Raw genomic sequence first — 11,979 nt, 5'->3', positions numbered from 1 at the left:
CCGTTCGGGGTGTCGGCGCCGGTCTGGGCGAGTTCGGGGGTGCCGGCGGGTGCGGTGGTGGCGGGTGCGGTGGTGGGCTCGGCCGGGGCCGGGGCGGTGGTGGTGGTCGGCTTGGCGGTGGGGGCCGGGGTCGCCTCCGCGACCGGTGCGGCGGGCTTGGCGGTGGGCTTGGCGGTGGTCTTCGGCGTGGTCGGCCCGGTGGTCGGCTTCGCCGTCGGGGCGGGCTTCGCCGGCTTGGGCACCGTGACCCGTGCCTCCCGGTAGGCCCAGTCGCTGTGCTTCTTGTCCTCGGCCTCGGCGGAGAGGCCGATGCGGAGCGTCCTGAGGTCGGCGGGGGCGTCCGCGGAGAGGGTGACGCGGAAGGTCGCGTGCTGGGCCCGGCCGTTCTCGACCGGGATCCCCTTGGCGGGAGTGGCGAAGAGGGTCGGGTCGCAGCCGCGCACCAGCGGGAGCTTCTGCCAGCCCCCGGTGTGGCTGTACTCGACGGTCAGGTACTTGTCGGCGAGGTACCGCGTCCCGCCCTCGCCGGCGAACACGGCGGAGACGGCGAGCGAGGGCACCGCGTTGCGGTACGGGGCTCCCGTGAAGTTGGCGACGCTCGTTCCGAGTTCGAGCCCGGGGCCGCCCGCCTTGATGGTCAGGTCGACGGGGGTCATGTGGAAGCCAGCCTCGATGCCGCCCCGGTGGACGGGGGCGTCGTTCCCCGGCGCGGCCTTGGCGGTGCCCGGCGCCGCGGCCTTGGCGTTGGCCGGGGCGCCGCAGGCCCAGGAGGACCCGGCGGTGAGGAGCTGGACGGAGCCGGCCAGGACGACGGCGGCGGCGACGGCGGCGATCCGGCGGCCGGGGCGGGAGTTCTTCGGGAAAGCGGGCATGACGGACGTGCGCATGATGGGACCCCCCAAGGTCATCGTGATGGTGCGAGTGGAATGAAGACGGCCGGCCCGCTCCTTTTCGGAGCGAAAGCGCCCCCCCGGCGCGGCCGGTCCTTCCGTCCTTGCCTTCTGTCTCCTGAGACGTCCGTCGCGGGCGGAGGTTGTGGTCGGTGCGAAGTGATTTCGGAACTTCTCCGACGGGGATCTGTGCATGGCCCTCCCCCTCCGCGCGGTGCGGAGGGAGGGGGACGGCCACGGGTGTTCCGCGGTCCGTCCGGCCCCGCGGACGGCGGGTGTCAGGCGCGGTTGCGGAGGCGGTGGCGGACGGTGACGACGGTGGCGGTGCCGAGGGCGGCGAGGGCGGCGGCGATGCCGGCGAGGAGGCCGTTCGGGGTGTCGGCGCCGGTCTGGGCGAGTTCGGGGGTGCCGGCGGGTGCGGTGGTGGCGGGTGCGGTGGTGGGCTCGGCCGGGGCCGGGGCCGGGGCGGCGGTGGTCGGCTTGGCGGTGGGGGCCGGGGTCGCCTCCGCGACCGGTGCGGCGGGCTTGGCGGCGGGCTTGGCGGTGGTCTTGGCGGTGGGCTTCGGCGTGGCCGGCTTCGCGGTCGGGGCGGGCTTCGCCGGAGTCGGCGTGGCGGTGGGAGTGGCGGCCTTGTCCCCCGTGCGGGTCACCTTCACCGTCCGGGAGCTCTTCGTGCCGACGCCGTCGTCGGAGATCCCCGACAGGGTGAGCGAGATGGCGGACTGCGGGGCCGGAGCCTTCGCGGAGAGGCCGATCCGGAAGACGAAGCGGGTCGCGCGGCCGTTTTCAAGCGGCTGTCCCAGCGGTCCGGTGTCGACCCGTACGGCCTCGCCGCCGCAGCCGTTGTCGGCGCCGAGCGACCGCCAGGCACCGTTCACGAGCGCCTCGACCGTCACGTCCTCGGTGCGCAGCGGCGCGCCCTTGGCGGTGAGGGTGAGCGCCGGGTAGGCGTAGCGGAAGTCGCCGCCGGTGAAGTTGGCGACCTGGGTGCCGACCTCGATCTTCGCCCCGCCGGGGGTGATGGTGGCCGGGGACGAGAGGAAGGCACTGGTCACCGTGCCCTGGTGGGTCGCCGCCGGGGTCGTCCGCGGAGCGCTGCTCCCGAGCGCCTCGTGGTAGGGCCCGGCGCAGGCCCAGGAGGACTCGGCGGTGAGGAGCTGGACGGAGCCGGCCAGGACGACGGCGGCGGCGACGGCGGCGATCCGGCTGGTGGTGCCGGATTCCTTCGCAAAAGCGGGCATAGCGGACATGCGCATGACGTGGACCCCCCGAGGTCTGACGCTGGTGAGAATGGTGTGGGGCGAAGGTGACCGGCCTGCTCCTGTCGAGCAGTTAGCGCCCCCCGGCTCGGCCGGTCTCGCTTTCCATTTCCTTCGTCCGTACAGACAGCGATCGCGTTCGAAGGGTTGCGGTGGGTTCGAAGTTTTTTCGCGAGTTTCTCCGGTGGCTCCGGTGTCACCGTTGGTCATCGTCATTCACATGATCAGACTCATAGGTATGACTGGTGAGGTTCCGGTCGTTCGGCCAGACCGGTGACTCTTTCGCCGTTCGGTGAGGGCGACACGCGGGACCGGGTACGTCTTCGCGTCCACCACCCGGGCGACGCCGGGTGACCGGAACGTCGAGGACGCACCCGTATGCCGCCTGGCAACCCTGGCCGGATCGTCCGGAGTCTGGCCGCCCTCGTGCTGGTGTCCACCGCCGTGCTCCCGGCCGCGCTCGAACTGGCCGGCCCCCCGCCGTTCGGGGTGATCGGGCCCGGCGCCCCCGCCGACCGCGCGGTGCCGCCGCACACCGCGGTCCAGCGCGCCGATCTGCGCACCGCGGCCGGCGAGGCGCCGACCGTCGACATACGGCGGACCGGCGACCCGGCCAACCGGATCACCCTGGTGCTGCTCGGCGACGGCTACGGCACCGACGAGCAGGAACTGTTCCGCGAGCAGGCGGACCGGGCCTGGCGAGCCCTGATGGACATCGAGCCGTTCCGCAGCTACCAGGGGTTCTTCAACATAAGGCGGGTCGAGGTGGTCTCCCCGGACTCCGGCATCGCCGAGACGGAGAACCGCGGCCGGCGCCCCGCCACCCCGCTCGGCATGCACTTCTGGTGCGAGGGCACCGCCAGGCTGCTCTGCGCCGACGAGGACGCCACCGCCCGCTACGCCGGCCACGGCGAGGGCCCGCAGTACCTCATCGCGCTCGCCAACTCCACCGAGTACGGCGGGGCCGGCGGCACCGGGGTGACCACCCTGGCCGGCGGCAGCCCGGACGCCGGGCGGATCATCCAGCACGAGATAGGGCACACCGTCGGGGACCTCGGCGACGAGTACGACAGCGCCCCGGACGACGCGGACTACCCCAACCTCTCCACCGAGAACGCCGACGAGATGCGCCGCAAGCAGACCAAGTGGTGGCGCTGGCTGGGCGCGGAGTCCCCGGACGGCGCCGGGACCGTCGGCGCCTACCGCAGCGCCAACGGCGTCTACCGGCCGACCCGGGACTCGGTGATGCGCACCCTCGGCGGGGCGTACAACCTGCCCTCGCGGGAGGCGATCATCGAGGAGATCTACCGCCGGGTCCGGCCCACCGACAACCCCGTGCCGGCCCCCGGCGACGTCGCGGGCCGGCCCCGGCTGGAGGTCCGGCCGCTCCCGCTGACCGGCGCCCGGCAGCTGAGGGTGGACTGGACGGTGGACGGCGTCCCGGTGGAGCCGCAGGCCCCGGACCGCAGCTGGCTGGACACCGCGGGGCTGCCGCTGGAGCCGGGGCACGGCGCGACCGTCACCGCCACCGTCCGGGACACCACGGACTGGGTCCGCGACGAGGCCTTCCGGGACCGCTACATGACGCGCTCGGTCTCCTGGACGGTGGTCGGCTGAGCGCCGCGCGGCCGGGGCCGGAGCCCGGGGCGGACCGGATGGTTCGTGCCCGTCCCGGGCACCCCGCCCTGGGCATCCAATGATGGGATGACTAATCTGGGGCCACTATGACCGTGGAGCCAGCCCGTTCAGCCCGTCCCCTGTCCGTTCCCGCTCCCCGTGCCGGCACCGGCCCCACCGCCGGTCCCACCGCCGTCGTCCACCCCCCGGGCGGGCGGGCCGCCTGGACCGCCTGGTCCATCGGCGTCAGCGTCTACGTCCTGGCCGTCATCCACCGCACCAGCCTCGGCGTGGCCGGCCTCGACGCCGCGGACCGCTTCGGCATCGGCGCCTCCGCGCTCTCGACCTTCTCGATCCTCCAGGTCCTCGTCTACGCGGTGATGCAGGTGCCCGTCGGCCTGCTGGTCGACCGGTTCGGGGCGCGCCGGGTGCTGCTGCTCGGCGTCGTCCTGCTGAGCACCGGTCAGCTCGCCTTCGCCTTCTCCGACTCCTTCGGCCCCGCGCTCGCCTCCCGGGCCGTGCTCGGCTGCGGCGACGCGATGACCTTCATCAGCGTGCTGCGGATCGCCGCCCGCTGGTTCCCCGCCGCGAAGAACCCGCTCGTCGCCCAGCTGACCGGCCTCGCCGGGATGAGCGGCAACCTGGTAACCACCGTCGTCCTCGCCCAGGCCCTGCACAGCGAGGGCTGGACGCCCACCTTCACCGCCATCGCCCTGCTCGGCGTGGCCGTGTTCGCCCTGGTCGCGCTCTTCCTCCGGGAGGCGCCGACGGGCCCCGCCGAGGTCTCCGGACCCGTCGCGGGGCCACGGCTCGCCGTCGGGCGGCAGGTCCGGGAGGCCTGGCGGGAACCGGGCACCCGGCTGGGGCTCTGGATCCACTTCACCACCCAGTTCCCCGGCAACGCCTTCGGCCTGCTCTGGGGCCTGCCCTACCTCGTCGAGGCCCAGGGGATGACCCGCGCCGCCGCCGGCGGGCTGCTCACCCTGCTGGTGCTCTCCAACATGAGCTTCGGCTTCCTCTTCGGCCGGGTCCTCTCCCGCACCGCCCGGGCCCGGATGCCCATCGTGCTCACCGTCATCGGCGCCACCGCCCTGCTCTGGGCGGTCACCCTCGCCTGGCCCGGGGGCCGTCCGCCGCTCTGGCTGCTGGTCGCGGTCGTCCTGGTGATGGGCAGCAACGGCCCCGCCTCCCTGGTCGGCCTCGACTACGCCCGCGCCCGCAACCCCGTCGAACGCCTCGGCACGGCCTCCGGCATCGTCAACATGGGCGGCTTCATCGGCACGATGATCACCCTGTTCGGCATCGGCGTCCTCCTGGACACCCTGAGCCCATCCGGCGCCGACACCTACACCGCGGACGCCTTCCGCTGGGCGTTCTGCTGGCAGTACGTGCCACTGGCGGCGGGGACGCTGATGATCCTCCGCCTCCGCCGCAGGCTCACGGCGGTCCCCCCGCAGGCCTCCCGCCCCGCGGAGGCGTGATGACCGCCGGCGGCGCCGGCGGTGACCGGGCGCGGACCGGCGGTGCGGGAGACCTCCGGCCTCACCGCCGTCCTCCCGCCCGGCGTGCACTCCGGGCGCACACCGGGCGGGAGGGTCACGGGGTGACGGAGAAGTTGGCCAGGACGCGGTCGGCGAGCTCCTTGTCGCCCTCGACGACCACCTGGCCCGGACGGGGGCGTCCGCGGCCGCAGGCGAGCCGGACGTAGGTCTCCCAGTCCAGGGTGAGCTGGAGGTCGGGCGCGAGGCTGATGGACTCGTCCACCGTGCCGCGGCCCGAGGAGTCGACCCGGACGGTGCGCAGGAACTCGACCGGGCCGGTGACGTCGACGACGAGGGCGGTCCCGGCCGGGGCGCCGGCCTGGTGGGCGACGGCCTTCGGCAGGCCCTGCAGCAGGACGTCGCGGGTGACCAGGGCCGCCGGGGAGTCGAGGTTGCCGGGCATGCCGAGGGCCCGCCGGAGGTCCTGCTCGTGCACCCAGACGTCGAAGGCGCGCAGGCGCAGCAGCTCGTGGTACGGGACGTCGCGGCGCTGCGGCCCGGCCGGCCAGGGGACCGGCTCGTTGGGCATCTGCTTGGCGTTGCGCAGGGCCCGGCAGCGCCGGATGACCGTGTACTCCAGCTCGCTGGTCATCTCCAGGGCGGTGTGGCAGCGGCGCTTGTCGACGGGCAGTTCGAGGTAGCGGGCGGCCTCGGTGGTGACGTGGTGGAGGTCGCGCGGGAGCGAGTGGATCGGGCGGGGGTCACCGAGGATCTCGGACTCGACGGCGATCACGTGCGAGACGACGTCGCGGACCGACCAGCCCGGGCACTCGGTGGCCCGGTTCCAGGAGCCCTCGGGCAGGAGGCGCACCAGCTCGGATATCGCCTCGATGGTCTGGGTCCACGCCTCGGTGTAAGCCTGCACGGTCTGGTTGTCCGTCACGGGAATCTCCGGCCCTCCGTCAGCTGCCTTGCCACGCGTGCCCGCGGGTTCCTTGGTCCGCCGGGAAGTTCCGGCTTCCGGACGCACACGCTAACCGCACGTTACGCTGCCTGGTGAGAGCAGGGCAGCGCTTTCGGGTGACGATCGTAGGACTCTTGCCGTGGACGGTGGTACTGTGCGCGCTTCATTGATCCAACTCGTGGTCTCCGACGCCGAGCCCCCGGCCGAGCGGCGGGCCCGTGCGGCCGCCCTGGTGCGGGCGCAACAGGGCGCCGACCTGGTCGTCCTGCCGGAGCTGTGGCCACTCGGCGGCTTCGCCTACGACCTCTGGTCGGACGGCGCGGAGTCGCTGGACGGCCCGACCTCGGACGCGATGTCGGCGGCCGCACGGGCGGCCGGCGTCTGGCTGCACGCCGGTTCCGTGGTCGAACGGGATCCGGACGGGCCGATCTACAACACCTCGCTGCTGTTCGCCCCGGACGGCGAGCTGGTGCACACCTACCGCAAGATCCACCGCTTCGGCTTCGACAGCGGTGAGGCGGTGGTGATGGGCGCCGGGCAGGAGATCGTCACGGCGGTCACCGACGTCGGCACGCTGGGTCTGGCGACCTGCTACGACCTGCGCTTCCCGGAGCTGTTCCGGGCGCTGCTGGACGCGGGCGCGCAGGTGCTGGTGGTCCCGGCGGCCTGGCCGGAGCGGCGGCGGGAGCACTGGACGCTGCTGGCGCGGGCGCGCGCGGTGGAGGAGCAGGCCTACGTGCTGGCCTGCAACACGGCCGGGACGCACGGCGGGGTCGAGCAGGCCGGCCACAGCATCGCGGTGGACCCGTGGGGCCGGGTGCTGGCCGAGGCGGGCGCGGGCGAGGAGGTGCTGACGGTGGAGTTCGACCCGGCTGCGGTGGCCGCGGCGCGGGCCGACTTCCCGGTGCACCGGGACCGGCTGCTCGGCATCCCGGCACCGGTCCAGCGCTGACCGCACGGCCCCCGTACGGCCCCCGCCCGCGCCCCTTCCGGGGCCGGGCCGGGTGCGGGGCGCGCCGCGACGCACGGGGGGCTTGTACGCGACGGTGTCCTTTTTGAGAAGATGAGCCTTCGTCGTGTTACCAGCCGTTCCTTCGCCGGTCTGTCCCCGTCAGGCCGTCCAGCCCGCCCGAGGAGGTCGCGCGCATGTTCGGCACCGGCGCGGGCGACCGTCCCGTGATCCAGCGCAACAGCCTGCGCGAGCAGATCGCGGGCGCGCTGCGCGAGGAGATGATGGCCGGCCGGCTGGCGGCCGGGCGGAACTTCACCGTCAAGGAGATCGCCGAGCTCTACGGCGTCTCGGCGACCCCGGCCCGGGAGGCGCTGGTCGACCTCTCCGCGCAGGGGCTGCTCCGGGCCGAGCACCACCGCGGCTTCACGGTTCCCGAGTTCGGCTGGGACGACTTCCGGGAGATCTTCGAGTCCCGGGTGCTGATCACCGACAGCTACTTCCGCCGGCTGGCCGCGGCGCCCGGCGTCCCGGACGAGGGCCGGCTGACCTCGCTGCGCCGCCGGGCGGACGCGGCGGTGCGGGCGGCCCGGGCGGGGAACCTGGACGTGCTGGTGGGCTGCGACCGCCGGTTCTGGCAGGAGGTCGCCGGGCTGCTGGGCAACCGCCGGATCGCGGAGTACCTGGACTGGCTGCGGGTGCAGTCGTGGATGTTCGCGGTGCGGTACCTGCGGACGATTCCCGCGCTGGCCGGGGTCTGCTGGGACAGCCACCTCGACCTGGTGGACGCCATCGAGGCCCGCGACGTGCCGCGGGCGCACCGGATCGTCTGCGAGTACAACCTGTTCACCGTCGGGCTGCTGGCCGAGCTGGCGGGCCGGCCGGTGGAGACGGTGGGCGTGCTGCCGCTGCTGACCGGGCGGCTGTCCGCGCCGGACGCCCCCGGGCCGGCCGGCGGAGCGGGCGGCGGCGAGCCCTCCGGTCCGGCCGGACCGGACGCCCCGGGGGACGCCGCGCCGGGGAAGGCCCGGGCGGGCACCGGGTCCGGCCCCGGGGAGCCCGCCCCACCGGCCGAGCGGCCGCCCCCGGAGCCGGAGGGCGGACGCCCGGCCGGCGGCGCCGGGGGCCGGGAGCGCGACCTCGGCCGGGAGCTGGGCCGCGAACTGGGCCTGGGCCTCGGCCTGGTGCCGCAGCCGCGTTCGGTGCCGTACGGCCGGTTCGGCCGCCGGCTGCCCGAGCCGCCGCCGGACCAACTGCCCGGGGGACGGCCCGATCCGCATCGCGCACCGGGCCGGTAGGGTGGGCGGTCGTCCGTCCCGGCCGCCCCGCCCCGCGGTCGTCCGGGCACCGACCCGCCCATTCGCCGTCCGCCCCCGCGCGGCCGGTTCCCCGCGCCCGGAGAGGAAGAGCCGGCCATGGCCTGCGACCTCTGGCTCGTCCCGCTGGTGGACGTGCTGAGCCACAGCCCCGACAACCCCTTCCGGGACGACCTCGCGCTGTACAACCAGGTGCTGGCCGCGCGCGGTCTGCCGGAGATGCCGGTCTACCGGTACGTGCCGGGGCTGAGCGGGGCGGTCGAGCCGATAGCCGCCTTCGACTACGACTCGCTGCACTTCCTGCGCCGGGCCTACCTGCTCGGCCTGACCGGCCTGGACATCACGCCGGTGGACGCGCTCGGCGGGGACTACGAGCAGCTGCTGGAGATGTTCGAGAACAGCGCCGAGCAGTCGCACCTGGTCTGGCACTTCGACCACGCCGGCGCGTACGTGCCGATCGAGTTCGCCGTCCCGCTGGTGGAGGAGTCGCTGCTCGCCGCGGGCGGGCCGCTCGGCTCCAGCCACGGGCTGCTGCGCGAGCTGCAGGCGGTCGCCCCGGCGCTTGGCATCGATCCGCTGAACCCGCCGGCGCCGACCCGGCCGCTCGGCCCGACGGGCCTGGAGCAGCCGTTCGGCCCGCCGCTGGACGACCTGCACCCGTTCGCCCGGGAGCGGCACGCCTGGGCGGGCCTGTACGCGGCGGCGACCCGGAGCCTGCACCAGGGCTCGATGGTCGTCTTCGCCTGACCGGACCGCCGCCCGGGCACCGTCGCCGGTCCCCGGTCCCCGGTCCCCGGTCCGCCGTCCGCCGGACGGCCGGGCCGGCCCCCCGCACCGGCCCCCGGCGGCTACCGCAGCGGGCCCTCCGGCGGCCGCTGGCGCGGCATGGTGGGCCTGGTCCCCGGCGGGGGCAGGACCCGCACCTGGGCGCCGATGCTGGGCTCGGCACGGCCGCCCCAGCTGCCGGCCGCCTGGGTGGGCAGCCGGGTCATCCCGGCCCGGAACTCCAGCATCCACTCCGAGGTCTCGGTGCGGACCATGTCCGAGACGTCCTCGCAGAACCGCCGCAGCACCCCGAGGCACCGCTCGGCGGCCTCGCCCGCGGTGCCCTCGGTGGGGCCGAGCACCTCCCGGACGCACTCCGAGGCCCAGTCGAACTGGAAGGCCTCCAGCCGGCGCTGCAGGGCCTGCGCGGTCGAGACGTCCCGCATCCAGCCGGAGGTCAGCCCGAACATCCGGTCCGCGCCGAAGCAGGCGGCGGACAGCGCCAGCCCGACGTAGCCCCAGCCGGTGGCGTGGGCGACCGTGCCGGTGAGGCCGACCAGCGGGGCGGTGACGCCGCCGACCGCGAACCCGGCCGCGCCGAACCGCAGCAGCCGCGCCCAGCGGCGCTTCCAGATCCGGTCCCGGCGGTACCACTCGATGGCCTCGACCGCCCGCTCCTCGGACCAGCGGTACAGCTCCTCCAGCCGCTCGGCGGGCTCGCCCCAGTCCCCGAGGGGGAACTGTCGGGTGCTCAGATCGGACCGGCGGCGGGTGGAGGCACGGCGCGCCGCGGTCACGGCGGGCGGGTCCTCCTCACCGATCTCCTTGCCCCAGGCACTCTCCTCGGGCTGCATTTCCGGCTGGCTCACCTGTGGGGCTCCCTGTGGCGGGCGGACTGCTGGTCTGGCTGGTTCCGACTCTGCGCGCACCGACGTGTCATCGGCCTGACGGGCCGTGGAACGCCGGGTGACGCGGAGGACACACCACCGTTCCGGACAGGGTGCGGCTGTCCCGGGACGGCGTCACCGGCGGTCGCCGGTGGTGCCCCAACAGCACTTCTTACCGCCAAATGGCTTACCGTGTGGGCGCTTCTCCAATGATCGTTACCGGATTCGGCCACCGGATCCCGAGGTGGGAGGGTTGCGGCGGTCGGCGGGATTTCACCCGTCCGAGCGAGGGTCCGGTGACCCGCCGTCCTGACCCGGACACCAAGGGATGAACCCGGCCCGCCCCGACCGGAGGATCCTCCGGGGCGGTGCGTGTACCCGACCCCTCCGGCCGTCTCTTCCTCCGGACCGGAGAGCGGCCGGAACCGGCCACCGGCTACCCTTGCGCAGCGTGAAGGTCCTCGTCATCGGCGGCGGCGCCCGCGAACACGCCCTGTGCCGCTCTCTGTCCCAAGATCCCGCCGTGACCGAGCTGCACTGTGCCCCGGGCAACGCCGGGATCGCACAGGTGGCGACGGTCCACCCGGTCGACCAGCTCGACGGCGCGCAGGTCGTCGCGCTCGCAGGCCGGCTCGGCGCCGGACTGGTCGTGGTCGGCCCGGAGGCCCCGCTGGTCGCGGGCGTCGCCGACGCCCTGCGCGCGGCCGGCGTCCCGGTCTTCGGCCCGTCCGCCGAAGCCGCGCGGCTGGAAGGCTCCAAGGCCTTCGCCAAGGACGTGATGGCCGCGGCCGGCGTGCCCACCGCCCGCTCCTACGTCTGCACGACCGCCGCCGAGGCCGCCGAGGCGCTGGACGCCTTCGGCGCCCCGTACGTGGTCAAGGACGACGGCCTGGCCGCCGGCAAGGGCGTCGTGGTCACCTCCGACCGGGAGGAGGCGCTGGCGCACGCCGCCGCCTGCGAGCGGGTGGTGATCGAGGAGTACCTGGACGGCCCCGAGGTCTCGCTGTTCGCGATCACCGACGGCAGCACCGTCCTGCCGCTCCAGCCGGCCCAGGACTTCAAGCGCGCGCTGGACGGCGACCAGGGCCCCAACACCGGGGGCATGGGTGCCTACTCGCCGCTGCCCTGGGCCCCCGAGGGCCTGGTCGAGGAGGTCCTGGAGACCGTCCTGCAGCCGACCGTGGACGAGCTGCGCCGCCGCGGCACCCCGTTCTCCGGCCTGCTCTACGCGGGCCTCGCGCTGACCTCGCGCGGCACCCGGGTGATCGAGTTCAACGCCCGCTTCGGCGACCCGGAGACCCAGGTCGTGCTGGCCCGGCTGCGCACCCCGCTGGCCGGCGTCCTGCACGCCTCGGCGACCGGCACGCTGGACCAGCTGGAGCCGCTGCGCTGGGACGAGGGCGCCGCGGTCACCGTGGTGATCGCGGCCGAGGGCTACCCGGCCGCGCCGCGCACCGGCGACCCGATCGAGGGCCTGGCCGGGGCGGAGGCCGCCGACGGCACCGCCTACGTGCTGCACGCCGGAACCAGGGCGGACGCGGACGGCCGGGTGCTGAGCGCCGGCGGCCGGGTGCTGTCCGTCACCGCGACCGGCGCCGACCTCGCCGAGGCGCGCGAGCGGGCCTACCGCTCGGTGGAGCTGATCTCCCTGGACGGCGGCCAGCACCGCGGCGACATCGCGCTGAAGGCCGCGCAGTAGCGGCCGGCACCCCGCCCCTCCCCCGGGCCCCCGGCGAGCGATCCGCGCGCCGGGGGCCCGGGGGGTGGGGGGCCGCCCCGCGCCCCCCCCCGCCCCCCCCCCGGGGCCCCCCGGCTGTGTCATTATAACAAAAGACGCGGCCGCCCGAGTAT

The 11,979-nt window shown here is 75.0% G+C and carries 10 protein-coding genes; 6 read left to right on the top strand and 4 right to left on the bottom strand.

The features are described from left to right. Window positions 1-872: hypothetical protein (locus ACFCX4_RS28445; protein ID WP_376148308.1), on the bottom strand; the 872-nt coding region annotated here is incomplete at its 3' end. Window positions 873-1,168: 296 nt separating this feature from the next. Further along, on the bottom strand, window positions 1,169-2,131 hold the full coding sequence (locus ACFCX4_RS28440) for a hypothetical protein (RefSeq protein WP_376148305.1): 963 nt from the start codon (window positions 2,129-2,131) through the stop codon (window positions 1,169-1,171). Window positions 2,132-2,527: 396 nt separating this feature from the next. Here ACFCX4_RS28440 and ACFCX4_RS28435 point away from each other — a divergent pair, with 396 nt between their 5' ends. After that, on the top strand, window positions 2,528-3,766 hold the full coding sequence (locus ACFCX4_RS28435; RefSeq protein WP_376148302.1) for a M64 family metallopeptidase: 1,239 nt from the start codon (window positions 2,528-2,530) through the stop codon (window positions 3,764-3,766). Between the two features lie 107 nt (window positions 3,767-3,873). Further along, complete coding sequence (locus ACFCX4_RS28430; RefSeq protein WP_376148299.1) at window positions 3,874-5,247, top strand: nitrate/nitrite transporter; 1,374 nt, start codon at window positions 3,874-3,876, stop codon at window positions 5,245-5,247. Between the two features lie 115 nt (window positions 5,248-5,362). On the opposite strand, the gene ACFCX4_RS28425 is transcribed toward ACFCX4_RS28430, so the two are convergent. After that, window positions 5,363-6,190 carry a maleylpyruvate isomerase family mycothiol-dependent enzyme gene (locus ACFCX4_RS28425; RefSeq protein WP_376148296.1) on the bottom strand — a complete coding sequence of 276 codons (828 nt, stop codon included), beginning with the start codon at window positions 6,188-6,190 and terminating at the stop codon, window positions 5,363-5,365. Window positions 6,191-6,365: 175 nt separating this feature from the next. Here ACFCX4_RS28425 and ACFCX4_RS28420 point away from each other — a divergent pair, with 175 nt between their 5' ends. From ACFCX4_RS28420 to ACFCX4_RS28410, 3 genes are all read left to right on the top strand, one after another. Further along, complete coding sequence (locus ACFCX4_RS28420) at window positions 6,366-7,163, top strand: carbon-nitrogen family hydrolase (protein WP_376148293.1); 798 nt, start codon at window positions 6,366-6,368, stop codon at window positions 7,161-7,163. A 194-nt stretch (window positions 7,164-7,357) separates the two neighbouring features. After that, entirely contained in the window at window positions 7,358-8,458 is a 1,101-nt protein-coding gene (locus tag ACFCX4_RS28415) for a GntR family transcriptional regulator (protein WP_376148290.1), read from the top strand. A 117-nt stretch (window positions 8,459-8,575) separates the two neighbouring features. Next, window positions 8,576-9,223, top strand: coding sequence for a hypothetical protein (locus ACFCX4_RS28410; RefSeq protein ID WP_376148287.1), 648 nt, complete (start codon window positions 8,576-8,578; stop codon window positions 9,221-9,223). 101 nt (window positions 9,224-9,324) lie between these two features. Here ACFCX4_RS28410 and ACFCX4_RS28405 read toward each other — a convergent pair whose 3' ends face one another. Continuing rightward, the gene (locus ACFCX4_RS28405) at window positions 9,325-10,110 is read right to left on the bottom strand and encodes an SLATT domain-containing protein (RefSeq protein WP_376148284.1); all 786 of its coding nucleotides are present in this window, start codon (window positions 10,108-10,110) and stop codon (window positions 9,325-9,327) included. Between the two features lie 469 nt (window positions 10,111-10,579). Here ACFCX4_RS28405 and purD point away from each other — a divergent pair, with 469 nt between their 5' ends. Further along, the gene (gene purD, locus ACFCX4_RS28400) at window positions 10,580-11,827 is read left to right on the top strand and encodes a phosphoribosylamine--glycine ligase (protein ID WP_376148281.1); all 1,248 of its coding nucleotides are present in this window, start codon (window positions 10,580-10,582) and stop codon (window positions 11,825-11,827) included. Window positions 11,828-11,979: the final 152 nt, after the last annotated feature.

Source organism: Kitasatospora sp. NPDC056327 (assembly GCF_042261735.1).
Classification (GTDB): Bacteria; Actinomycetota; Actinomycetes; order Streptomycetales; family Streptomycetaceae; genus Kitasatospora.
The sequence above is the reverse complement of the archived record's forward strand: the minus strand, read 5'-3'. Positions and strand labels throughout refer to the sequence as shown.

What these genes read in the sequence shown, in the direction of transcription:
- ACFCX4_RS28440 (WP_376148305.1), bottom strand. Translation starts at nt 2,131, where the DNA reads ATGCCCGCTTTTGCGAAGGAATCCGGCACCACCAGCCGGATCGCCGCC.
- ACFCX4_RS28435 (WP_376148302.1), top strand. Translation starts at nt 2,528, where the DNA reads ATGCCGCCTGGCAACCCTGGCCGGATCGTCCGGAGTCTGGCCGCCCTC.
- ACFCX4_RS28430 (WP_376148299.1), top strand. Translation starts at nt 3,874, where the DNA reads ATGACCGTGGAGCCAGCCCGTTCAGCCCGTCCCCTGTCCGTTCCCGCT.
- ACFCX4_RS28415 (WP_376148290.1), top strand. Translation starts at nt 7,358, where the DNA reads ATGTTCGGCACCGGCGCGGGCGACCGTCCCGTGATCCAGCGCAACAGC.
- ACFCX4_RS28410 (WP_376148287.1), top strand. Translation starts at nt 8,576, where the DNA reads ATGGCCTGCGACCTCTGGCTCGTCCCGCTGGTGGACGTGCTGAGCCAC.